The sequence below is a fragment of the Kitasatospora sp. NPDC004723 genome (genome assembly GCF_040609255.1).
GTDB lineage: Bacteria > Actinomycetota > Actinomycetes > Streptomycetales > Streptomycetaceae > Kitasatospora.
Genome location: NZ_JBEXJT010000052.1, coordinates 1 through 21,738 on the forward strand (window position 1 = coordinate 1; position 21,738 = coordinate 21,738).

22 protein-coding genes are annotated in these 21,738 nt (G+C 73.8%); 17 read left to right on the plus strand and 5 right to left on the minus strand.

Translation table 11 applies throughout. From position 1 onward, the window contains the following. The first annotated feature begins 1,102 nt into the window (after positions 1-1,102). The 9 genes from ABZW10_RS32860 (at position 1,103) to ABZW10_RS32900 (ending at position 11,459) form a co-directional block, all read left to right on the plus strand. Positions 1,103-3,463 (plus strand): hypothetical protein, encoded by a 2,361-nt coding sequence (locus tag ABZW10_RS32860; RefSeq protein WP_355373370.1) that lies wholly within the window; start codon positions 1,103-1,105, stop codon positions 3,461-3,463. A 372-nt stretch (positions 3,464-3,835) separates the two neighbouring features. Next, a complete protein-coding gene (locus ABZW10_RS32865; RefSeq protein WP_355373373.1) occupies positions 3,836-5,677 on the plus strand; it encodes a hypothetical protein in 1,842 nt (613 codons plus the stop codon). 319 nt (positions 5,678-5,996) lie between these two features. Further along, the gene (locus tag ABZW10_RS32870; RefSeq protein ID WP_355373376.1) at positions 5,997-6,743 is read left to right on the plus strand and encodes a hypothetical protein; all 747 of its coding nucleotides are present in this window, start codon (positions 5,997-5,999) and stop codon (positions 6,741-6,743) included. After that, the gene (locus ABZW10_RS32875) at positions 6,733-7,323 is read left to right on the plus strand and encodes a bifunctional DNA primase/polymerase (RefSeq protein ID WP_355373379.1); all 591 of its coding nucleotides are present in this window, start codon (positions 6,733-6,735) and stop codon (positions 7,321-7,323) included. The genes ABZW10_RS32870 and ABZW10_RS32875 overlap by 11 nt, the downstream gene beginning before the upstream one ends. Before the next feature lie 44 nt (positions 7,324-7,367). Further along, entirely contained in the window at positions 7,368-7,697 is a 330-nt protein-coding gene (locus ABZW10_RS32880) for a hypothetical protein (protein WP_355373382.1), read from the plus strand. 95 nt (positions 7,698-7,792) lie between these two features. Then, positions 7,793-8,491, plus strand: coding sequence for a hypothetical protein (locus ABZW10_RS32885; protein WP_355373385.1), 699 nt, complete (start codon positions 7,793-7,795; stop codon positions 8,489-8,491). A 354-nt stretch (positions 8,492-8,845) separates the two neighbouring features. Next, the gene (locus ABZW10_RS32890; protein ID WP_355373388.1) at positions 8,846-9,244 is read left to right on the plus strand and encodes a hypothetical protein; all 399 of its coding nucleotides are present in this window, start codon (positions 8,846-8,848) and stop codon (positions 9,242-9,244) included. A 200-nt stretch (positions 9,245-9,444) separates the two neighbouring features. Then, positions 9,445-10,410, plus strand: coding sequence for a ParA family protein (locus tag ABZW10_RS32895; protein WP_355373391.1), 966 nt, complete (start codon positions 9,445-9,447; stop codon positions 10,408-10,410). Further along, the gene (locus ABZW10_RS32900; RefSeq protein ID WP_355373394.1) at positions 10,407-11,459 is read left to right on the plus strand and encodes a hypothetical protein; all 1,053 of its coding nucleotides are present in this window, start codon (positions 10,407-10,409) and stop codon (positions 11,457-11,459) included. The genes ABZW10_RS32895 and ABZW10_RS32900 overlap by 4 nt, the downstream gene beginning before the upstream one ends. A gap of 91 nt (positions 11,460-11,550) precedes the next feature. Here the strand turns inward: ABZW10_RS32900 and ABZW10_RS32905 are convergent, their stop codons facing one another. The 5 genes from ABZW10_RS32905 to ABZW10_RS32925 form a co-directional block, all read right to left on the minus strand. Then, positions 11,551-13,263 carry a transcriptional regulator gene (locus ABZW10_RS32905; protein WP_355373397.1) on the minus strand — a complete coding sequence of 571 codons (1,713 nt, stop codon included), beginning with the start codon at positions 13,261-13,263 and terminating at the stop codon, positions 11,551-11,553. After that, positions 13,263-13,829, minus strand: a complete 567-nt coding sequence (locus tag ABZW10_RS32910) for an XRE family transcriptional regulator (protein ID WP_355373400.1) — start codon at positions 13,827-13,829, stop codon at positions 13,263-13,265. The genes ABZW10_RS32905 and ABZW10_RS32910 overlap by 1 nt, the downstream gene beginning before the upstream one ends. A 14-nt stretch (positions 13,830-13,843) precedes the next feature. Continuing rightward, complete coding sequence (locus tag ABZW10_RS32915) at positions 13,844-14,803, minus strand: hypothetical protein (protein WP_355373403.1); 960 nt, start codon at positions 14,801-14,803, stop codon at positions 13,844-13,846. Between the two features lie 161 nt (positions 14,804-14,964). Continuing rightward, the gene (locus tag ABZW10_RS32920; RefSeq protein ID WP_355373406.1) at positions 14,965-15,498 is read right to left on the minus strand and encodes a helix-turn-helix domain-containing protein; all 534 of its coding nucleotides are present in this window, start codon (positions 15,496-15,498) and stop codon (positions 14,965-14,967) included. A gap of 156 nt (positions 15,499-15,654) precedes the next feature. After that, positions 15,655-16,392: a GntR family transcriptional regulator gene (locus ABZW10_RS32925; protein WP_355373409.1), complete on the minus strand. Its 738-nt coding sequence runs from the start codon at positions 16,390-16,392 to the stop codon at positions 15,655-15,657. A 295-nt stretch (positions 16,393-16,687) separates the two neighbouring features. Between ABZW10_RS32925 and ABZW10_RS32930 the strand changes: the two genes are divergently transcribed. The 8 genes from ABZW10_RS32930 (at position 16,688) to ABZW10_RS32965 (ending at position 21,650) form a co-directional block, all read left to right on the plus strand. Then, positions 16,688-17,317, plus strand: a complete 630-nt coding sequence (locus tag ABZW10_RS32930) for a hypothetical protein (RefSeq protein ID WP_355373412.1) — start codon at positions 16,688-16,690, stop codon at positions 17,315-17,317. Beyond that, positions 17,314-17,730, plus strand: a complete 417-nt coding sequence (locus ABZW10_RS32935) for a WhiB family transcriptional regulator (RefSeq protein WP_355373415.1) — start codon at positions 17,314-17,316, stop codon at positions 17,728-17,730. Before ABZW10_RS32930 ends, ABZW10_RS32935 begins: the two co-directional genes overlap by 4 nt. Positions 17,731-17,948: 218 nt before the next feature. Beyond that, the gene (locus tag ABZW10_RS32940; protein ID WP_355373418.1) at positions 17,949-18,212 is read left to right on the plus strand and encodes a hypothetical protein; all 264 of its coding nucleotides are present in this window, start codon (positions 17,949-17,951) and stop codon (positions 18,210-18,212) included. Then, positions 18,209-19,087: a hypothetical protein gene (locus ABZW10_RS32945; RefSeq protein ID WP_355373419.1), complete on the plus strand. Its 879-nt coding sequence runs from the start codon at positions 18,209-18,211 to the stop codon at positions 19,085-19,087. The genes ABZW10_RS32940 and ABZW10_RS32945 overlap by 4 nt, the downstream gene beginning before the upstream one ends. Continuing rightward, positions 19,084-19,269 carry a hypothetical protein gene (locus ABZW10_RS32950; RefSeq protein ID WP_355373421.1) on the plus strand — a complete coding sequence of 62 codons (186 nt, stop codon included), beginning with the start codon at positions 19,084-19,086 and terminating at the stop codon, positions 19,267-19,269. Before ABZW10_RS32945 ends, ABZW10_RS32950 begins: the two co-directional genes overlap by 4 nt. Further along, on the plus strand, positions 19,262-19,489 hold the full coding sequence (locus ABZW10_RS32955) for a hypothetical protein (protein ID WP_355373423.1): 228 nt from the start codon (positions 19,262-19,264) through the stop codon (positions 19,487-19,489). The genes ABZW10_RS32950 and ABZW10_RS32955 overlap by 8 nt, the downstream gene beginning before the upstream one ends. Next, positions 19,486-21,324, plus strand: coding sequence for a hypothetical protein (locus ABZW10_RS32960; RefSeq protein WP_355373425.1), 1,839 nt, complete (start codon positions 19,486-19,488; stop codon positions 21,322-21,324). Before ABZW10_RS32955 ends, ABZW10_RS32960 begins: the two co-directional genes overlap by 4 nt. Continuing rightward, the gene (locus tag ABZW10_RS32965) at positions 21,321-21,650 is read left to right on the plus strand and encodes a hypothetical protein (protein ID WP_355373428.1); all 330 of its coding nucleotides are present in this window, start codon (positions 21,321-21,323) and stop codon (positions 21,648-21,650) included. Before ABZW10_RS32960 ends, ABZW10_RS32965 begins: the two co-directional genes overlap by 4 nt. The last annotated feature ends 88 nt before the right edge of the window (positions 21,651-21,738 follow it).

Below are 21,738 nucleotides of genomic sequence, written 5' to 3' on the forward strand. Positions count from 1 at the left end.
GGCCGCTGTTGGCCTGGAACACCTCGCCCATGGCGTTGCCGGCGTGCTCGGTCGGCTCGAGACCCCGGCTCCGTGTGCTATACGGAGGGCTTCGCCTCCGTAGTCGCCCAAGCCGGCGGCTTCGCCGCCGGCTATCGAGCGGCTTCGCCGCTCGTGCGCACGGAGTGCGCCTCGCCGTTGGGCTGACTCTCTAGGTTGAACCCGCCAATCCGTGCACCCCTGTGGAAAATGCGTTTTCGCAGGTCAGCGCTGGTTTTGGCCTGTGCACCCCCTGAAACGGTGTAAGGGGTGCACCACCGAACCCGCCAATCCGTGCGCCCTTTGTCCACAGACTCGAAATCGAACACGGGGAGGGGGGTGCACGGGTTGGCGGGAACGGTGGTGACCAGCAAGAAGAGTATATCTGACGTATCGTCAGATGGTGACCGTTTCCATTAGCGTGTTCGAGTAATAGTCACAACGAAAGGTTGAACCCTTACCGAACCCGCGCACGTCGTGGCGGTCACGGTGCGTTTTCGCAGGTCAGCCCCATAACCGCCAAATCGTGCGCCCTTTGTCCACTAAACCCTGTGGAAAACGCGAACGCTCGAAACGGCCATCTGTGGCGCTCCTCGCTTGCGCGGTGTCCATATGGAAGGAGGGGGCGAGGTGGGGGTGCGCGGCTGCTGGCGACCCCTCCTGTGGCTTTCTCGGACCCTTTGCGTGTCGAGCCTGCGGTGTCGATTGGGTGGCCCGATCGACGGCGGCCGGCGGACGGTGGCGGGTTCGGTGCCGATGGGTCGCCGGCCCGTCGACACCGCGGCCCCTTGATGCCGGTCGTTTCATCAACTCGCTTTGCTTGCAGGAGAGTTGACGGAGGCGCACCCGCGTGGCGGTGCGCGGGCGCGCGGTGCGCAGCGTGGCGGGTTCGGTGGGCGGGGGTGGGTTGGTGGTGGCGGTTTCGGTGGGTGCGCGTCAACTCGCTTGGCGCATAGGCGAGTTGGCCGATCCTGGCTGGGTGGCGGGTTCGGTGCACGGGTTGGCGGTAAGGGATTGCGGAAGCTACGTATGTTCCGCTAAGTTGTTCATATCGCCACCGCACCGACCCACCGAGGAGCCGCTCGTGTCCGCCATCACTCCCGACGTCAAGGCCACCCTGCCCGCCAGCGCGAAGAAGATCATGAATGCGGCCGAGGAGCAGGACTGGTCCGTCCGGGTGTCGTTCGTGGCGCAGGGGGTGAACGGCCGGAGTGCTGACGCTTGGGTGCTCTCCCTCGACGCCGAGACGACCGCGGGCGCCGTCGAGATGGTGCTCGAATGGGAGCGCGGTGCGCGCGGGTTCCGCTACCTGCCCAAGGAGAGCGAGGGGAGCGTGCGCGGTGTGGCCATGACCGACATGCGTCTGCCCGCGGTTGCCGAACTGATCGACTCCGCCGAGCTGGTCGAGCCGGAGGAGTTCGGGGAGTGCGCGTGCGAGACGGACGAAGAGGCCGCGGAGGCCGGCCGTCTGCTCCCCCTGGTCTGCATCGTGCACGCCGTGACCGTCGAGCGATTCGACCCGGTGTTCGGGTGGGGCGTCGCCATGACCCGGAACTACGAACTTGCCGGGTGGGAGTCGGGCGACACCGCGCACGTCGTGCTGCTGCCCTCCGACGGGAACCTGCCCGAGCGTCTGTCGTTCTACTTCGCCGGTCCGGTGACGGCCGGTCAGGAGCCGTTGACGCTGGCCGAGGTTGTGCCGGTCGAGGTTCGTACCGCCGAGCGCGTCGAGGGCCGGCCGGTCTACCAGTTCGCCGCGGAGTGCGGGGAGCGCGGTTGCGAGGTGATCGGGCGTGTCTACCGGGTGCCCGGTCTGTCCATCGGTGACCGGTGCGCCGAGCACGCTGCCGCTGCGGCTGGGTGCCCGGTGTCCGCGCTGGACACCCCCGCGTTCACGGAGGATGACCGCTCGTACGTGGCCGAGCTGATCGAGGATCGGCGCCGCGACAAGGTGTTCACGCTCGCCGATGACTGGGCCGGCGTGCAGGAGTGGGAGGAGCGGCGCAGCGTGCCGGTTGCCTACTCGGATTGGGTGCGCGACACCTACACCGGCGACCCGGCGGACCTCGACCCGGCCGCGCAGTTCGTCGCGTGGCTGATGGCCACCGGCAACGCCACCGACGATCGGTATGCGTGGGCAATGACGGCCGAGCTGACCCCGGCCGATGTGGCGGACCAGGCTCGCATCCGGCTGGACACCGCCCGGACCGCGCTGGAGGAGGCCAAGGCGCGCCGCGCGTCGGCGCAGCGCTGGGGCACCCGGCTGAGCATGGACGCGGCCGATCTTCGGTACTGGGAGGCTCTGGGGCGGGTCGAGGGGGCGGAACGGGAGTACGCGGAGGCACTCGACGTGGCTGGGCTGACGGAGGAGCAGCAGCGGGAGCAGGCTGCGGCCGGCGCCCTCCGGGGGGTGTTGACGGTCGTGGCGGTCGAGCAGGAGGTCGAGCGGGTCGTCGAGGAGTCGGCGGCGGGTTCGGACGACCTGTTGACCGCAGAAGTTGACAGGGTCGCGGCAAGCGCGCGACCGGAGGCGGGCGGCGGGGCGCAGCCGTCGCCGGAGGCGGTCGCGGCGGTCGAGAAGCGGGTCGCGGCACAGCTCGGGCACCAGACCACCGAGGAGCAGCGGCGGGCGGTGTGGCGGATCGCCGGTGACGGCAAGCGGGAGCAGCGGCGGCGGGAGGCCGGCCCCGACCCGGAGTTCCCCGCGGACCTGGTCGACGGGGAGCGCGTTGCCCCGATGAGTCCGGGATGGGGTCAGGAGTGGTGGCTCCTGCGCGAGGTGCACGGGTTCGGGTTCGAGATCAACCACCGTCGGGGCGGGCGCTGGTGGGTGATGGAGCGCACGCGAGAGGCGACGGACGTTCCCGGCGGGGTGCCGCTGCCGCGCGAGCTGGCGGACCTCGGCACCTTCGGCAGCGTCGAGGAGGCCCTCGACGCGCTGCGCGAGCACGGGCGGCGGCGGGCCGAAGGGGAGGCCGGAACCCGGCTGGTCGAGCGGATCAGGCGGCTTGCCGCCGAGCCGACGGTCTACTCGGTCGCCGAGGTCGAGCGGCCCGGATCGCTGCCCGCGGTCGCCCCGGCCGCGCCGACCCCGGGAGCGGGTCGGACGCCGGCCAGTACGGGCGGCACCCGTGACCCGCAGCGGCCGGCCGGGCCCCTCCCCGCGCCCGGTGGGGACGTCGAGCGGGACGGGGTCGGGGAGGACGTCGAGCGGGTGATCGGCGCGGCCGTCGAGCGGGTCGCCGAGGTGGTGCGCGGGCGGGTCGAGCGGGCGCTCGCTGGAGTGGCCCACCGCTCACCGGGCGCCATCGAGGAGGCGGTCGAGGGCGTGCTCGCCGAGCTAGGCCGGGGCCGCCGCCGAGCGTGTCGCGGAGCGAGGGCGGGTGCGCCCGGTCGGCGGGGAGCGGCTCGGCGGCGGGGTGCGCGGGAGCACTGCCGGGCGTAGCGGCCCGCCCGGGTTGGGCTTGTTCGGCACACCCCAAAACTTGACAGGAGCGCGACGAAACGGCGACAGCCGCCCGACCTGCGGGGGGCTGTCGCCGTTGCTGTCGCGTCGGGCGCAGGGGTGGGGGTTCGGGGGCGTTTTCCCATGTCACAGCACGCGACAGGTGCCGCGCGACAGGTGGGCGCGACAGGCGGCGCGACAGGGGTCCGGCTTGATCGGGGAGCGCCGGTTCGGGGTTCGACGCCTGCCATCCAAGCAGGCGCAGCCGTCGCCCGGGGGCTCGACGCAGCGGGTCACCCGCAAGGGATTGCGGAACCTACGTAGCTTCCGCTAACTTGGTGTTCGGCCCACCGACCACCGAGGAGACGCCCCATGCAGAACGACCGCGCCGCCGCCACCGCCTACGCCGTCGCCGCCGCCTACCGTGACCCCGAGGTCCCGGCCCGCCACCTCCTGACCCGGGTTGAGGCCGGCCGCCGCGCCGCCCGCCTGCTGGAGATCACTCCCGGCACCGCCGGCCGCCGGATCACCGAGGCCGTCACCTCCGGCGCGCTGGTCGTCCTCGCCGCCGACGGCGTCCGGCTGACCGTCCCGGGCGCCCCCGCCGACGCCGTCGTGTGGATCGCCCCCGGCGCGATCGAGGGCGCCGTCGAGGTCGTCGTCGGCGAGGAGCAGCCCCGCGCGACGTCGCGCCGCCCCCTCACCCGCCGCCCGCTGGTGATCTCCGCCGAGGACTGCGAGCGCCTGGCCGCTGACATCGCCGAGCGCTGGGAGCGGGCCCGCACCCTCGCCGAGGTCGGCGAGGAGGCCATCGCCGCCGCGCTGACTGCCGCCGGGCTGCCCAGCGCGGAGGACGGCGACGGCCGGGGCTGGATGATCACCACCAGCGGCGCCACCGGGGACCGGATGGTGATTCACCGCGAGGGCGCGCGGATCACCCCCCGCCGCGGCTCCACCGCCGACGCCGAGCGCTGGGCCGACCGCCTCGCCGTCTACGACCGGGCCCTCGCCGAGGCCGAGTTCCGCACCGTCCGCGCCGGCCACGCCGTCCGGGTGCCCGGCCGCACCGCCCCGGCCGCCGAGGCGCAGCAGCCGCAGGCAGGGGCCGAGCGTCCCGGCCCGGCCGTCGAGGACGTCCTCGACGGCATCGCCGCCGCCTGCCGGACCCTGACCCCCACCGGCGCCCGCGAGGAGGAGCCCCCGACCAACCGGCCGGGCCTCGGCGCCGAGCTGGTCGCCCTGGTCCTCGCCGATCTCGCCGACGCCGCGGACCTTCCCGCCGGTGCGGCCGGGCACCTGGTCGTCGCCGAGCGCGTACGCGAGCGCTCCCGCACTGACCGCACCGATGCCCGCGAGGCGCTGCGGGCCGGCTTCACCGCGGCGTGCGGCTGGCACCGGCACGTCACCCTCGACGACGGCGCGGCCTCCGAGCGCGTGCGCGCCTGCGTGAACGGCCTCGACGCGGCGGGCTTCGTCGCCCTGCTGGGCCGGATGGTCGACGCCTCCGCGAACACCGGCGAGCGCGCCGTCGCCTACTTCCGCGCCCTCGACGTCGAGCTCGCCGCTCGCCGCGACCGGACCGGCGTCGAGATCACCGCCGACGCCCTGTGCTGGGTGCACACCGAGGACGGCGACCGCCGCCCGGCCATGGTCGCCGAGCTGTACGGGCCCGACGGCGGAATCGTCTTCATCGTCGGCAGCGCCACCGGCCCGGCGCAGTCGGTCGCGGTGCCCGGCGTCGAGCTCGCGGACCGGGTCCAGGTGATCGACCAGGCCGCCGCTGCGGCCCGGGAGGCCGAGCGCGAGGCCCTCGGCCCCATCACCGGGTGGTGGTCCATCACCAACCGGGCCGAGCGGGAGCTCATCCGGGTGATGGCCGAGGACCGCGACCAGGCCCTCGCCCTCGCCCGGCGCCGCGACCGCACCGTGCGGGCCGTCTACCGCGCCGACGGCCTCGGCTCCGTCCCGCTGCGCGAGAAGGAGCTCACCGAGGCCGAGCTCGCCCAGTGGCGGCGCGAGCAGCAGCGCCGCGCGCTGCCCCGCGTCGCCGTCGAGGAGCTGGGCCGCAACGACCGTGTCGTGATCGACGCGGAGGAGCTCCCCTACCTGGTCGACGCGGTCGACGACCTGCCGGGCGGAGGGGTGCGCGTGACCTACTCCTCGGGCGACGCCGTCGAGTACGCGGCCGGGGTGAAGGTCTCGATCCCCGGCTGAGCCGCAGGCCGCCCGCCGGGTCCGAGAACCCGGCGGGCCTTCCGGCCGCCGACTCCGGTACGGCGCAGCGCCCGGCCCGGACAGCCCGGGAGGTCACTCGTTCCGGCGAGGAGCTCCCGGGGTGTCGGTGGGGTCCGGTAGCGTGGTCCGACGACTACAGGGCGGCACCGACGCCCACACCGCGACCGGCACCCACGCCGCCGGCCCCAGCGGTAGGAGGTCGCGCGAGCGATCCGGCAGAGAGCATCCGAGCGTTGACGATCCGAACCGAAGCACCGGGCGGGTTGCGTGGGGACCGAGGCCCGGGTCGGGAGGATTCGTGACCAGGCGCACCGCCACGCAGCGCAGGGCCCGCCAGATTCAGGACGCCGAGGGGATCGGCTACCACGACGCGCTGATCCGGGCGCGGGCCGAGCAGCCGGACGCCGCGCAGAGCGTCGAGCAGCCGGCGGCAGAGCCGACGGTCGAGGAGCTGTTCCTCGCGGCCTTCACAGCCCGTCCCACCGCCGCCGAGGCCGCCGCCGGGGTGACCGTCGGAACGCTCGGCGTCCGCGCCCTGGCCGCCGACGCGACCCCGGCCCACCGCGCCCGCGCCGAGGCGACGTTCTGCACCTCCGCCGGCCCCGACCGGCCGTGCCGGTGCTCCGGGACGGGATGCCACCAGGGCGCCCCGTGCCCGGACGCCGAGGAGGGCTGCGAGGGCCGTCTCGTGCACGTCGACCGCTACCCGGGGTCGATGTGGGGCCTCACCGAATGGTGGGACTCCCACCAGTGCACCGGGTGCGGCGCGGTGTTCGAGGGCGGGGTCGAGCTCCCCGAGATCCCGTGGGGCGAGCTCCGCGAGAGCGGCACCGGCCAGGACGGCCGGCCGACCTCCGTCACCGTCGTCTACGACGGCGTGCGGCATCCCAACTTCCCCGACGGCGACGCCGAGGACGGCCTCGACGACGGCCCCGGGTACTGGCTGGTCGAGGAGGACGACCTCGACCCCGACCCCGACGACCTGTGCGACGAGTGCGGCGGGACGTACGAGAGCGCGGCGCACACCTATGAATGTGTCTGCTGAGCCCACCGTCGAGGACGTCGTCGACCTGGTCGAGCGGCACCTCGCGGTCTTTCCCCTTCCCCGGGGTGGGCGCCGCCCGGACTCCCCGGGGTGGTCCGGCCGGTGCCTCACCACCGCCGACGCGGTCCGGAGCCACTGGCCGGCCGGCGCCAACGTCGGTATCGGCTGCCGGGTCTCGGCGATCGTCGGCCTCGACCTCGACCTCGCCGGGGACGGCGCCGCCACGCTCGCCGACATGTGCACCGCCCACGCCGCAGGGTGGGCGCAGGCCCTCGACACCCTCACCGTGCGCACCCCGAGCGGAGGCAGTCACCTCTACTTCCGGGTGGCGCACTGGTGCACCATCCCCAGCAGTTCCGGCGTCCTCGGGCCCGGGATCGACGTCCGCGGCCCCGGCGCCCGCAGTGGCGGCTACCTGATCGGCCCCGGGTCGACGGTCGACGGGACCGCCTACACCATCACCCGCGACCGGCCGATCCGGCCGCTGCCCGCCTGGCTCTGGCGACGGCTCACCGGGGAGCAGCCGGTCAGCCTCCCGCCCCGGCACCCCGGCGAGCCCGTCAGGTGGTGGTGGCTCTGACCTCCCCGCCGACACCCGAGACCAGGAAGCGACGAGAGGACCCCGTGACCCGCCTGGACATCGACCCCGAGATGCACATGTACGACTGCCCGGGAACCCTGCCCGGCGGGCGCGGCTGCGAGCTGTGTAAGGACTGGGAGGGCCGCACGTTCGAGGAGCTCCGGCGCGAACTCGCGGGACTGCCGCCGCTGGCGCCCGTGAGCCCGCCGGCCCCGGCCGAGGCGCCAGAGCCGCCCCGCGGCTGCCGCGACCTCGACCACTGCGAACGCCTCATGTACGAGGGCGGCACCTGTACGTGCGACAGTCCGGACGACTACGACCGGGAGCCCTCGAACATGGCGGATCTGGAGGACGGCGTGGACCACCGGTGGTGAGCGCCTGCCTGACCCTCCGGCAGCAGCAGAAACAGGCACCGGGCGCACGGCACCGAAGCCGCCACCACCGACCACAGCAGAGAGGATCTTGAACCATGGCGCACCGTCTCACCGAGTACACCGACCGCCAGGCCGCCGGACGCCTCCGGGTGCCGATCACCGCCCTGCGCTGGGCCCGGCACGCGGGCATCGTCCCGCCGCCGGACGCCAGCGCCTCGACCTGGTCCCGCGCGGCGGTCGAGACGATGAACCGCGAGGAGGTGATCGCGTCGGTGCCCGGTGGCGACCTCTACGCCACCGGCGGCGCCGCGAACCGGATCGCCGAGGCCCTCGGCACCCCGAACCGCCCCGGGGAGCCGCCGAAGGTGGCCGGCTTCACCGTGCGCCGGTTCGTCGCCCTCGGCCTCCTGGTCGACCTCTCCGGCAACCCCGAGGGCCTGCTCCTGCACCCCGACCAGGTCGCCGAGGTCTGCGCGCGGCCCGACCTCGCCGACCTGGTCGCCCGGGAATCGGGCCTCGGCCCCGACCAGGCGGCGCAGCGCCTCGGCGTGCGGCGCACCGAGTGGGACCACGTGGTCCGCCTCGGGTGGGTCCGGCCCGCCGAGTGGCGAGAGGTGCAGTACGGCACCAGCCGCGCCGGCGCGGTCGAGGTCCCGTTCTACCGGAGCGCGGACGTGGACGCCCTCCCCGGTGCGCACCCCGAGGTGGATTGGGTCGAGCTGCGGTCCGTCGGCAAGGGGCGCCGCTCGCCGCTCGCCCGCCTCGACTCCCCCGCGGTCGCCGCCGCACCGTAGCCGCCAACTCCGCGCACCGCCCGGACGCCCGGCACCTCGACCCCGAGGTGCCGGGCGTTTCTGCTGCCCGCCCGTATGAGCCGAGCTCACCTCATGTGATGGCCCGTCATGTCGCCTGGTGGGAGGGGGTGCACGGTTTGGCGGCTACGGTACATCGGCACCCGAATGGGGGTGCACGGATTGGCGGGTACGGTCCCACCTGCGGAAACGCGACCCCCCGGCCACCCCTCGCCGGGCCGTTCGACCGCCGCGGGGCGCACCGGATGGCGGGCACGGTCACCGGCCGGTGCACCCCGTGGCGGTCACGGTTCGCCGGCCCGGTGCCCACCGCCCCCGCGACTCGTTGACCCCCACGTGACCCCGCCCCAGCGCCGCGCCCTCGGCCCCGGCCTCCCCGCCCCCGGCGCCCCGCACCCGCACCGACCCCCGGCATGGCTCCCCCGTCCGGCCGCCGTACCCGCCACCCCCGCCGACCGGGCCCTCGACGCCCTCGCCCCGCTGCGCACCGTCGCCGTACCCGCCGCCGCCGTCGAGTCGGCACTCCACCTCGCCCGCGCCCTCCTCGCGCGCCGCGGCGAGGACCCGGCGGTCCTCGCCGCCGCCGAGGGCCTGACTGCCGCCCTGCTGCCCGTCCTGGCCGCCGCCGGCCTGCCGGTCGCCGCCTCCGCCCCGCCGGTCGCCGCCTCCGCCCCGCCGGTCGTGGGGCCGGGCCCGACGACCTCGACCACCGGCACCGTGCACCCCGGATGGTGAACGCGAACAGCGCGGCCCCGGACCGTGGTGGTGGTCCGGGGCCGCGCTGCTGCTGTTCACCGAGGAGCGTACGCCGGGGGCGCGCCCGGTGTCCGGAAATCCGGACACCGGGCGGCGCAAGGGCGGCAGCGTCCCCCGGGAGGGTGCGAACGCGGGGGGTTGGCTGACCGGAGGGAGTCCGCGCGGATACCGTCTACGCCATGACTGCACCAGCAACGATCCCGCTCCCGAGCCTGGCGGGACTCGATCTCGACTTCCTCGACGTCGTCACCGACTGGAACACCGAGGCCACGTGGGCCGAGTGGGGCCCGTCCGTGCGCGTACCGGCGACCTTCAAGCCGCTGAACCGGCATCAGACGATCGTCGTCGCCAACAACAAGGGCGGCGTCGGCAAGACCACGACGGTGGTCGAGATGGCCGCGGCGTGGGCCGCCAAGGGCCTTCGCGTGCGCCTGATCGACGCGGACACGCAGGGCGAATCCCTCAGCGGGTGGATTGAGCCGATCTACCCCGGCGACCTGGTGCCGGAGGAGCGCTACAACCTGCGGCATGTGTTCCTCGGTGTCGACGAGGACCCGGTGCGGAAGGTCAAGGCGCGGCGGGTCGGGCTCGACGAGGCGACGTGGCCCACCAAGTTCACGAACCTCTACATCGTCCCGTCGTACGGCGACCTCGCCCGGGTCGAGTACGAACGCAAGGGCGGCACCGAGAAGCGCCTCAAGCGGGCCATCGAGGCCAGCGAGGAGCAGTTCGACGTCACGATCATCGACGCTTCGCGGTCGATGAGCCTTGTCGTCATCTCCGCACTGATCGCGGCGGACGCCGTGGTGGTCTCGGTCAAGGTCGGCTACTCCGACGCGAAGGCGGTCGGCGCGCTCGCGGAGACGATCGAGCAGGTGCAGGAGGACGAGAACCCGGATCTCCGGGTCGCGGCCGTCCTCACGACGATGTGGGGCAAGTCCAACCTTGCCCGCGACATCGAGGAGCAGGTCGCGCTTGACTACCCCGACGCGCTGATCTCTCCCGTCCGACAGACGATCTCCGTCAGCGAAGCCGCGGGCACCTTCTCCCCGGTACGGATGCACGCCCCCCGCTGCACCGCCACCGCCGACTATGAGCAGATCGCTCGCCTGCTGCTCCCCGCCCCCCGGCAGGGTGACCAGTGACCCCCCGGACGCGCAACCGCACCGGGCTGAACCTGAGCACCAGGCCCACGGGGAAGCCGGCCGACGCCGCCGACGGCTCCACGGCCGGAGCGGGGACGGAGGGCTCCGCGCCCCCGTCGGCCACCGCCGCCAAGCGCACCGGCGGAGCGCCGGCCGCCAAGCCCAAGGGCAAGCTGCTGGACAACTTCGGCGGCGGTCAGGCCCTTGTCGCCGACCCCTTCGCCATCCGCGCGTTCGACCCGGCCGCCGTCACCGGCACCCCGGAGGAGCAGCTCGCCGCGCTCGAATCCGCGATCGAGGCGGCGCAGGCCGCCGGACTGGAGAGCATCCACCGGGCGCGCTTCCGGGGCGAGGTCGAGATCGGCCTCCTCCTCGCCGAGATCCGCAAGCGCGAGCTGCACCTCATCAAGCACGGCACGATCGAGGAGTACGGGTGGGAGCGCTGGGGGTACCGGCGCAGCACCCTGTACGAGCTGATGGACACCGCCCCGATCCGGCTCGCCGTGGCGCAGGGCGTCGCGTCCGGAAACCCGGACACCAAGGAGCGCAAGGCGATCGAGGCGGGCCCGGACGGCAAACGGCCCAAGGGCGGCAAGTCGGCGGAGGCGCAGCAGCAGCCGGAGATAAGGGCAGAGCTCAGCAAGTCGGTAGCCCTCGCGCTCCTGCCGGTGTGGCGTGCGGAGGACGGCGAGCACCAGGTCGCCGACCTCCTCGGCGCGGCCATGGACCGGGCCACCGGGCGGGGCGCCAAGATGACCGCCGCCGACGTCCGCGGCGTCCGGAAGGACCGCGGCCAGACGGTCACCGACGACAAGCTCCTCCCCTCCGAGCAGGAGAAGCGCGAGGCGGTCGACCGCGCCCTCGCCAACGCCGCCGCCACCGCCGAGCGGCTGGTCGAGACCGTCGCCGCCCTGATGAAGGCCGGAACCCCGCCCCTCGACGCCGAGGCCGCCGAGCGGCATGTCAAGGCGATCACGGTCGCGGGCAAGTGGCTCGGCCGCCGGACCCAAGTACCGGCCGAGATCATCGACGCCGAGATCGTCAACTAGCCCGTCGGTGACCCGGCGGTGAACGCAGAAAGGGCCGGCGCCCCACTGGGGTGCCGGCCCTTCGCCGTGTCCGACCCGCGGGGGCCGTGACCTACTCGCCTTCGGCGACCGCGTCCCGGCCCGCCTTGATGTACCGCCCCGGGTTGAGACCCTTGCCGATCGTCTCGACGTACCACGCCAACGGCCGCACCCCCTCCTGCTTGCAGTAGCCAGGGTTCGGGCCGATGCGGAAACCGCCGGACAGGGGCCCGCCCTCCGGGGTGCGCGGCACCACGGCCCGCACCGTCGGGTACGCCGAGGCGTAGATCACGCAGTCCGACAGCACCGCGAGCGGCACCAGGCCGTTCGCGTTCCACGTCTTCACCATCTTGCGGTGCCCGCCGACCCGGGCCGCACTGATGACCGCCGCCCGGATGTCCGCCCGCCACGTCGGCCGCTTGAGCGCGGGCCACGGCGCGTGGCGCCCGCCCGCCCGCTTGCCGCGGGGCCTCTCCCGCATCTTGCCCAGACCGCCCTTGGCGGTCTGCTTGATCGCAGACAGCACCGCCAGGGCCTCCGGGTCGGCCGACCCCAGCGACTCCATCGCGTCGAGGAACTTCTCCTCCGGCATGTCCGGCGTGATCCCGAGGTCTGCCAGCGTCTCCATGTAGGCGCCTTGCAGCCTCTCGTACCACAGGTTCAGGTACCCGAACGGCTGCGGGCGCAGCCACCCGGCGATAGGCCGGACGTCGACCCCGAGCTCCACCGCGTACGCCACCGTCTGAGTCGTGTACCAGGCGGGCCCGGTCGGCGCGGCCCCGGTCGGCGTGAACGGCGACGGGAAGTGCTCGGGGAGCTCCTTCCACTGCTTCGTGGCGAGATCCCTGGTGCGCAGCCGGACGCCGGAGAAGTCGACCAGCCACGTTCCCGGGATCTTCTTGTCGAAGGCCGGCCCGTCGGTGTACTCCGCCGCTCCCAGTCCGACGGTCAACCTGTTGGACGCCGCGAGAAAGGCGGTGTTGATGTCCAGGCCGACGACGTACGGGAGTCGCCGCTCCTCCTCGGTCGGCTCCCGCCACCAGGCGAGAACCTCCTCGAACTGGACATGAGCCGGGCTCTCGGCCTCCTCCCGGGTGCGCCCCTCGGCGACGGGGTGTTCGTCGATGGCCTCCGGCGGAGCCGGGTCGACCGGCACGGAGAGCGACCCCTCGATCGGCTCGCGGTGCATCCGGCCCGTGCCCTTCTCGAACACGATGCGCGTCGGCGGCCGGACCGCCTCCATGAGGGCAAGGCCGCACCCGGCCGTCGAGCCCGTCGGGCTGAGAACGCGCTCGGCGTACAGGCCGAGGCTGTACGCCAGGGCCGAGGGAGTGCTCGCGACGTCCGCGATGCCGCCCCAGCGCATGTGATCACCGAAGGCGTCCCAGGGCAGGACGGCGATCCGCACCTCCTCGCGCCCCTTGAACAGCAGCGACCACGGGGCGAGACCGGCACGGCTCAGGCTCCACCCGGCCTCGGTCAGCGCGACGGCGGCGGGGTGGTCGGCCGGCAGCCGCAGGTTCTTCCGGTCCTCGATCTCGACCGGCAGGCCGAACGCCACCGTCGCCGACTCGGTCAGCACCAGCAGCGGGCCCGAGTCCTCGCCGAACTTGTGCAGCCGGGCGGAGCCGAGCCCGTAGGCCAGGGCCCACGCCGCCGCCGAGGCGAGGTCGGTCACCTCGGCGGGGAGCTCGACGCGCTGCACGTCCGGCCGGTGCGCAACGAGGGTGCCGTCGATGGCTTCGAGCACGACCAGGGGCGCGGTGTACGTGGTGTTCGGCGTCATCACGGGAGGTCCAGTTCGATGTAGTCGATGTCAGTGAACGTGATGGTCAGGTCGGAGGCCCCGCCGCCCGGCTCGCGGAAATAGTCCTCGGCCAGGCCCTCGGCGACCAGCTCCCGCAGCTTCTCCTCATCGCCCGCCTGCATGGCGTCGAAGATCGACCCGACCAGGCGGCTCGGCACGCCCCTGGTCAGGGTGCGCAGCCGGGCTTGGTCCGTCTGGCCCGCCGCGCTGGTGTGGTACCCCAGTCGCGCCCGGGTGTCGACGATCAAGCCGCGCTGCTCGGCTTCCCGGCGGGCCCGCGACTGCACCCGTGGCTGATGGACCCGGGCCGCCTCCTTGCGCAGGGCCGCCTTGACCGCCTCCGGGGAGTTCTTGAGCTTCCTGGTCCCGTCGATGTACCGGTCGACGCTGCGCCGGTTGACGCCGAGCGCCGCGGCGACTGCGGCGCGGTCGCCCTTGTGCGCGCGCATGACCGCGTTGAACTGGCCTTGCGGCGTCTTGGCAACGTCCCGGGTAAGGAACCGGCCGCGCATCCAGTCGAGAATGGGGGTGCTGCTCCTGGCCATGGCTCAGGCTCCTTTCAGGCAGTGCGGACGGGGATGCGGGTGAGCTCCTGGCCGGGCGCGGGGATCGTCGCGCCCGCGTCCCGGCACGGCCCGCAGATCGGCCGGCCGGGCCGCTCGGTCGAGTAGGGCGTGCGGCAGGCGGGGCAGTCGACCATGCGGCGGCCGGTGGTGCCGGTGTAGGCGTCACGGGCCGGGACGATGTACTCCAAAGGGAGCTTCCTGAGCAGCTTCGCCACGTACCCGTTCGGGTGATACACCCGCCGGTCAACGGTGGCGTCGAGCGCGGCGAGGAGAGGTTCGTCCGGCCACCCGTTGTACATGCAGAAGTAGAGGGCCTGCTCGGCGAACCTCCGCTCATCGGCCGTGACGCCGCTGAGCCACCGGACCCGACGCACCAGCGCCGCCGCCCGCGCCGGGACGGCCTCGCGCGCCCTGCCCTCCAACGGGCGGGCCGCGAACGTCGACAGCAGGGTGAACCGGTCCGCGAGCTTGGTGACGAACCCGGTGACCGGGTCGGTCCGGGTGGCCTTCCGGAACTGCACCAGGTCCGCGGCGACCAGGTGCGGCCGGTGCCGCTCGACCGACCGGGGCGAGACGTTGGCCGCCTTGGCGAGTTCCTCGGTGTGGATCTGCCCCTCCCACCCCACGGAGGCGAGGGCGATCAGGCACCGGGCGCACGTCGGGTCGGGTGCGACCACCGATTGCGCCCACGCGACCGCGCCGGGGAGGACGGGCTCGCTGGCCATCCTCGACCGTCCGGGCAGCAGGGTGCGGCGGTCGACGTCGACCAGGTGGTGCGCGACCAGGTGCGCGCTGTGGACCTGTGTCGCCCGGACCCCGAGGCCGGCGGCCTGGCCGAGGGCCTCGGTCGTGAGCCACTCCTCCGGAGCGGCTTCCTTGTGATCTTCAAGTGCCGCGTAGACCTTGCGGCACGACTCGCAGTCGCGTGGACTGATGTCGCGGTGCTGGGGCACGAATTGGCCTTTCCGGCCCGTGTCGAGCGTGCCCGGGGAACCCGCGGGTACACTCGTCATAGACCTTGAGCAGGGTCGGCGAGAGCCCCGATCGGTCCGGAGCTGGTAACTCCGGGGAACACCGGCGGGGCCTTTGCTTTTCTGGGGTCTGGTGAGGCGGCCTAGACGGGCACGACCTCCTGACGGCCGCCGATCAGGGCGGCCCTTCGCATCCGGGGGAGCAGGCGCACCGCGTACTCGGGGCCGGCCATGAGGTCCGACGCGGAGATCCCGTAGTGCCGGGACACGTTGCCGACGTCTCGCAGGGACCATGCGGTCTTCCCGCGCTGCTTGAGGCTGATCGCACCCTGAGTCACCCCGAGGGCGTCGGCAAGGTCGGCTTGGGTCTCTCCGGCCTCGCGCCGCAGGGCGGCCACCGTGTCGCGGAACAGTGCCTCGCAGTCGATGACCAGGCGGCGGCGGAACGGAAGCCGTTCGAGAGCCCGAGTTGGGCCGGACATGAGGTCGGCGGCCGGGATGCCGTAGTGGCGCGAGACTCCGCTGACGTCACGCAGGGACCATGCCGTCTTCCCGGACTGCTTGAGGCTGACCGCACCGTGGGTCATGCCGAGGGCCTGAGCCAAGCTCGACTGATGCTCCGCATTGGCGCGCAGTAGGGCGGCCACGGTGGCGCGGAACAGTTCCTCGATCTCCATATGACCTTTCCTCGCTTCCGGTGAGACATGCTCATAATGGCAGAGGGAGGGTGGTGTCGGGGCACGCCACGCCCGAACGCATTCGCTCGCGGGTGATCGCTAAGTGTCGGCCCGGCCAGCCCTGGTGATCTGCGGGACTGGCCGGGCCGGGTGCTGCTAGGCGTCGGGGAGGTCGTAGTCGTAGACCGACGTGCGACCCTCGCCCGCGACGCTGACGCCGTACTCGACGACGACGCCGTCGAGGGTGCGCAGGACGCTGGTGGACACCTTCACCGCGGCCGGGAGTTCGAGGCCGAGGGCCTCGGCGTCGGCCTCGGTGGCGAGGCGGGCCTCGATGGAGTCGCGCCCCTTCCGGGCGGTCACCCCGACCTGCTGCTCAAGGTAGCGCCACGACCCGCGCTCGATCCGCTCCGCGATCAGGAGCAGCGGGGCGGTTTCGGCGTGAGCGCCGTCGTACCAAGAGGTCGACGCGCTGCGGGGCTTGCCGTCGGGGCCGTACGTGACGCGCACTCGGCGAATCGCCGATGTGCCTGCCTTGATCCCGAGCACCTCGGCCACGTCGGCCGGCGCCTCGACCAGCTCGGCGGAGGTGATCCGGGCGTATTCGCCCTCAATGTAGATCTTGCCCGTGTTGCGCACCGAGCGTGCGCGGTCGGCGCCCGACAGGTGGGGAAGCCGGTTGACGACGGTGCCCGCGTTCCGGGTTGCTGTGACCAGCCCCTCGGCGGCCAGGTCGCCGTATGCCCGGCGCACGGTGGCGTCGGACCATCCGAGCTCCGCCGCCAAGTCCACCTGTCGGGGCAGCTTGCTGCCCGGTGGGTAGGTTCCGTCCGCGATCTGAGCGCGCAGCTTGCTGGCGAGCTGCTGCCACTTGGGGATGTTGCTGTCTGACATGACGCCCTCTCAGGTCGGCTCGTAGGAACCAGGATAACCGCAACAGTACGGTTATTGACAACCCCTCAGTTCGGATGTCAGTCTCATCACGTCGACACCGACCGGGGCCGAAAGGCAACGGGGAGTGACGGCACTGCACCGCCGCTTTGCCCTGATCAGAGACCTGCGCGTATGGCCCTAGGAAGCCGCGCAAGCTCCGAAAAAAGGGCGAGGCCCCCCTCGTATGGCCCTAGGAAGCCGAGGGGGACCTCTGGCGGCGCACCATCACCTGACTTGACCAGGGAGATACACCGCCATGAGCAGTTTGACGCATGCCGGGCTGCGGCTCGGCACCGGGACGCGGAACGTCGCGATCTCGCCCCTCACCACCCGTCGCAGCCGGCGCGGCCTGGCCGACGAAATCGCCGCGCTGACCGGCACCACCGCTGACCTGTGGCTCCCGGTTGACGCCGACGGCGAGACCCTCGACGAGAGCGCCGAGGCCCGAGCGCGGCGGCTGGTTCACGCCGCCGACGTCCTCCTCGCCGCGGACAAGACCACGGCCGCCACCGCGGCCGGCGCCGCCCGGACCCTCCTCGGCGACCAGCGCAACCGCGACCACGCCCTCCCCGGCACGACCGGCGCCGAGCAGGAGGCCCGCAACGCCCGCCGCCGCGCCGCCTCCGACCAGGCCCAGCCCGCCGACGGTCTGACCCGCGAGGAGCTCGCCGCCGCGGCCCGCTACGCCAGGACGAACGGCGTCTACCTCGACGCCCCCGCGCTGAAGCGCCTCGCGTACAAGCTGCGCGACCGCCGGATCGCGGCCGAGATCGCCGCCGAGCAGGCCGCCGAGCAGAAGGAGCAGGAGCTCGCCGCGAAGCGCCGCAAGCGCCGCGCCGACCTCGCCGCCGCCCGGACCCTGCTCAAGATGGGGGCAGCGGCATGATCTCCCTCGCCAACGCCAGCAGCAGCGGAGCGGAGACGTCCTACCGGGCCCACCCGGCCGACGTCGTCGGACCGTGCGCGACCGTCGACCCCGACCTGTTCCACCCCTCCCACCAGTCCGGCAGCCCCCTGGCCGCCCGGCCGTCGGAGGAGCAGGCCCTCGCGATCTGCGCCGACTGCCCGCTCGCCGACCAGGTCGCCTGTCTCCGGCAGGCCCTCGCGGTCGCCACCCGGGCCCAGCAGGACGGCGTGAACGGCGGCCTCACCCGCGCCCAGCGCAAGCTCCTGCTGCGCGACAAGAGCAAGGACACCGCGGCCATCCGCCGCATCGCCGAGCAGCTCCCGCGGCAGGTCGCGGCGCAGCTCGGGGTGCCGGTCGAGCACGCCGAGCAGCTCCTCGCCGCCGTCGCCTAGTCAGTCGTCGAGGACCAGCTCGCCCGCCCCGCAGGCACCGCCGCCGGGCCGCCGTCGAGCAGAGCCTCACCCCGCCGGACATGGTCACCCACTCGGGAAGTACCCCCGGCTCCCCTCCCCGGTACGACCGACTCCGTCAGGAGTACCCGCATGCCCGACACCAGCCTCACGGCCGTGTCCGGAAATCCGGACACCGGTCACACCAAGGGCCCGACCGCATGAGCCGCGGCCGAGCCGCGGGGATCAAGGAACACCGTCGCCGGCTCTCCGCCGAGCAGGCCGTCGCCCTGGTCCTCGCCGCCAACGACTTCGACGACGCGCCGGCCGAGCAGTCGGTCGACAGCGAGACCCGATGCGAGCGGCTGCGCGCCGCCCACGGGGTCCGACTGTCGGCCCGCCTCGACCGATCGCACCCCGCCGCCCTCCCGGTCGGCTCCCCCCGCTTCGCGCACCTCCCGACCCTCTCCGAGGTGACCACATGAGCAGCACCCTCCGCCGGGCCGCGACCGCCGGCCTCCTCTCCGACAGCCGCTCGATCCGCTCCGCCCGCCTGCTCGGCCGCATTCTGCTGGCCCCGGTCGAGGCCGTCCTCACCGCCGTCACGGCCGCCGGGGACAGCCTGATCCGAATCGGCGAGGCGCGGCACATCGAGACCGTCGCGCAGCTCGGCGAGCTCCTCGCCGACTGGCCCGGCTACCTGGCCGAGCTGGCCGGCCAGCAGGCCCAGCGCCTCGGCCGCCTCGACCCCTGGCCCTGGTACGCGGCCGGCTGGTACGACCAGTACGACGGCGACAGCCGCCTGTTCTCGGGCGAGCGGGTGTTCACCGACGAGGAGCTGACCGTCTACGGCGAGCAGCTCATCGCCGACCACGGCACCGACTACGAGGTGAGCGCCGAGGACGTCGTCGCCTTCGCGCACGCCCTCGGCCGCTGCTCCTGCGCCCCCGGGACGATGCTGGCCGACTGCGACGACTACAACGACGCGATGGAGGCCGAGGAGCTCGCCCGCCGGCAGAAGGGCGACACCTTCCTCGGCGCGGTCGCCTCCGGAGAGATCCGGATGCCCCGCGCCGACCGGGCCGCCGCCCGCCACTACGAGGGGCTGTGCGCCTGCGAGGACCCGACCGCGCCCGAGGTCGACTGCCTCGACCGCATCCTCGCCGCCGAGGTCGACCACGCCGAGACCGAGGCATACGCCGAGCGCGACCGGCGGGCGGTGCAGGCGCAGCACGACGACGAGAGCAGGCTCGGCGAGGCCGAGCCGCTGCTCACCGAGGCGGAGCTCGCCGCCCGCGAGGTCGAGGTCGGGGAGCGCATGGCCGCCCTGGCCGCCGCGTGGGACAGGGCCGAGCGGTGAGCGCCACGACCGCCGCCGCTGACGCCCTGGTCCGCGACGCGCAGCAACACCTGTCGGGCGCGCTCGGCGGCAGCACCGAGCAGAACGCCTCGCTGCTCGCCGGCGGGCCGTCCCCGTGGCAACCGAACAGCGACGCCGGTTCCGGCTCCTCCTCGAACTCCTCGGGCGGCGGCCGTGGCTGACACCCTCACCCGCACCGGCCGCGCCTCCTACATCGGCGGCGGTTCGGGTCCGAAGCCGGGCACTCCGGCACCGCAGAAGCCGGGCCCCAAGGCCCCGCCCCGCGGTGCGCTCACGACGCCCGGAATGATCATCCTCGCGGGCGGCACCCCCCGGGCCGCCCACCACCACACCAGCCGACCGACCACCAGCACCACCACGCCCCCGGAGCAGCCGACATGACCCTCGCCGTCAACACCGCACGCCCCCTCGCCAGAGAGGGCGACCCCCTCCCCTACGAGAACCCGCGCAGCGAGGCCGAGCTCGAAGCCAACCGGCGGGCCTGGCTGGCCGCGCACCCGCACCTGCTGACCACCGTGGCGGCCGTGATCGGCCTCCTCGGCGTCGGCTTCGCGATCCTCGGCGGCGTCGGCGCGATCGACACGATCTCGGCCTCCGCGCAGCGCCACGGCTTCACCGAGGGCGCGTCCTGGACGCCCTTCGCGGGCGCCGAGGGCCTGTTCATCCTCCTGACGTGCTGGCGCATCTTCTGCGGTCTGCGCCGCCGACCCGCCGGGATGATCGCCCGCCTCGGCACGTGGCTGGCCGCGCTGCTGGCCGTCTCGCTCAACGTCGCCCCGTCGGTGCTGGCCGGCGGGCACTTCACCCTCGCCGGCGTCGACTGGGTCGGCCTGGTCTATCACCTCGCCATCCCGGCCGCGACGATCATCTCCGTCGAGATCCTGGAACGGGTCATCACCGCGACCATCGCGATCAAGTTGGGTGCCGAGCAGTACGCCGCGCAGCGCGAGGAGGACGCCCGGGTTCTGCGCGCCGACCGCTGGCTGATGCGCTCCGCCCGCTGGTCGCGGCGCAAGCTGACCAAGCCCGGCGCCGTGATCACCCGGTCGGTCGCCCGCTACCACGAGGAGCGCTCGATCGCCCCCACCGAGGAGCGGGTCGCCGCGGCCCGCGCCCGCCTGGCTGCGTTCGTCGCCGCCGACGCCGTCCTCCCCGAGTACGCCGCCGTCCCCCTGCCCGCCGGGCAGCCGGAGGCCGTCGAGGAGCAGCAGGTCGAGCCGACCCCCGAGACGATCACCGTCGAGCGTGCCGACCGCGCTGCGGAGCACTCGCTCGACGACCACCTCGCCGACGCGCTCGAACTGCTGGCGGGCGACAGTGCGCTCGACGCGAACGGCCACGGGCCGCTGTACGTCGAGGCCCCGGCCGCTGGCGCCGAGCGTCCGGCCATCGCCCCGGCCGCCGCACCGCAGCCCGCCCCGGTCGACCTGGTCAAGACGGCCGCGAACGCCGCCCCGTCCGCGCCGGAGCAGCCCGCCCCGGCCGTCGAGGAGCCCCTCGCGGACGCGGACGGCCCGACGCCCGCCGAGCCCACCGCCGCCCCCGTGGCGAACGCGAACGACCCCGCGAACGGTCCGACGAACGAGCACCCCGCCGCGCCGGAGCAGCCCGCCCCGGCCGTAGAGGAGCCCCTCGCGGACGCCGAGGAGCCCGACACCGACCCCGCCGAGTCCGACGCCGCCACCCCGGAGGCGGAGGTCGTCGAGGGCGACGTCGAGGAGCCGCCGACCTGCGACGGAACCGTGCCGGACGGCGAGCCCGAGGCCGACGGCGACGACCAGGCCCCCGACGACCTCGACCGCCTGCTCGACGCGATCACCCCGGACGTCGCTCGCCCGAACGGCGCGGAGCAGCAGGAACCGCAGTCCGTACCCCCGGCCGCCGAGCAGCAGCCCGACCCGCTCGCGGACCGGGCCGGAACGACCGTCGCCGCCCGCGCCACCAAGCGGCCGGCGACGACCGCGAGGGTCGGCGGAGTGACTGCCGCCCGAGCCGAGACCGCACGCCGGAGCCTCGACCCCGTCCGCGCCGAGGCCGACAAGGCCGCCGCTCGGGCGTGGCTGATCAAGAACCCCGGCGCTTCCGCCTCGGAGGTTGGACGGACGTTCGGCTACGGCAAGACGTGGGGGCACGACCGACAGAAGGAGGTCCAGCAGGAGCAGGGGGCGAACGGCGTGACGGACGCCCCGCCGGACGGCCCGGGGGCGACCCCGTGACCGCCCACCGGCGCCCGCGGATCGGCGGCCCCCTGCTCGACCGGGTGGCCGCCCGCTGCGAACGCCGCTGCGCCTGCACCGGACGGTGCGGCAACCGGCACACCGCGTCCGGAGGACGCTGCGAACGGGAGCACCGGGCCGGACGGCCGCTGATCGCGGCCCCCGCCGACCCGTCGATGCCCGACGCCGAGGCCGCCCGCCTGCCGGTCGAGCAGCTCCTCGCCTGGTGCGGGGACTGCCTCGCCAAGGCGGCTGGCCGCGGCCGGGCCGACCGTGCCCATCGCGATGCCGAGCACGACGCCGAGCAGCAGTTCGGCCTGTTCTGACCGCGCGGGGCGGTGACCGCCCCCGCCCCGCGCCACCTGCCAACCACCCCGTTTCGGGCCGGTCGCCGACCGGCGATGCCGTCATGCC

Coding starts and splice junctions, on each gene's coding strand:
- ABZW10_RS32920 (WP_355373406.1), bottom strand. CDS start 15,498: ATGGAGATCGAGGAACTGTTCCGCGCCACCGTGGCCGCCCTACTGCGC.
- ABZW10_RS32930 (WP_355373412.1), top strand. CDS start 16,688: ATGAGCAGTTTGACGCATGCCGGGCTGCGGCTCGGCACCGGGACGCGG.
- ABZW10_RS32865 (WP_355373373.1), top strand. CDS start 3,836: ATGCAGAACGACCGCGCCGCCGCCACCGCCTACGCCGTCGCCGCCGCC.
- ABZW10_RS32925 (WP_355373409.1), bottom strand. CDS start 16,392: ATGTCAGACAGCAACATCCCCAAGTGGCAGCAGCTCGCCAGCAAGCTG.
- ABZW10_RS32910 (WP_355373400.1), bottom strand. CDS start 13,829: ATGGCCAGGAGCAGCACCCCCATTCTCGACTGGATGCGCGGCCGGTTC.
- ABZW10_RS32945 (WP_355373419.1), top strand. CDS start 18,209: ATGAGCAGCACCCTCCGCCGGGCCGCGACCGCCGGCCTCCTCTCCGAC.
- ABZW10_RS32905 (WP_355373397.1), bottom strand. CDS start 13,263: ATGACGCCGAACACCACGTACACCGCGCCCCTGGTCGTGCTCGAAGCC.
- ABZW10_RS32940 (WP_355373418.1), top strand. CDS start 17,949: ATGAGCCGCGGCCGAGCCGCGGGGATCAAGGAACACCGTCGCCGGCTC.
- ABZW10_RS32935 (WP_355373415.1), top strand. CDS start 17,314: ATGATCTCCCTCGCCAACGCCAGCAGCAGCGGAGCGGAGACGTCCTAC.
- ABZW10_RS32895 (WP_355373391.1), top strand. CDS start 9,445: ATGACTGCACCAGCAACGATCCCGCTCCCGAGCCTGGCGGGACTCGAT.
- ABZW10_RS32960 (WP_355373425.1), top strand. CDS start 19,486: ATGACCCTCGCCGTCAACACCGCACGCCCCCTCGCCAGAGAGGGCGAC.
- ABZW10_RS32885 (WP_355373385.1), top strand. CDS start 7,793: ATGGCGCACCGTCTCACCGAGTACACCGACCGCCAGGCCGCCGGACGC.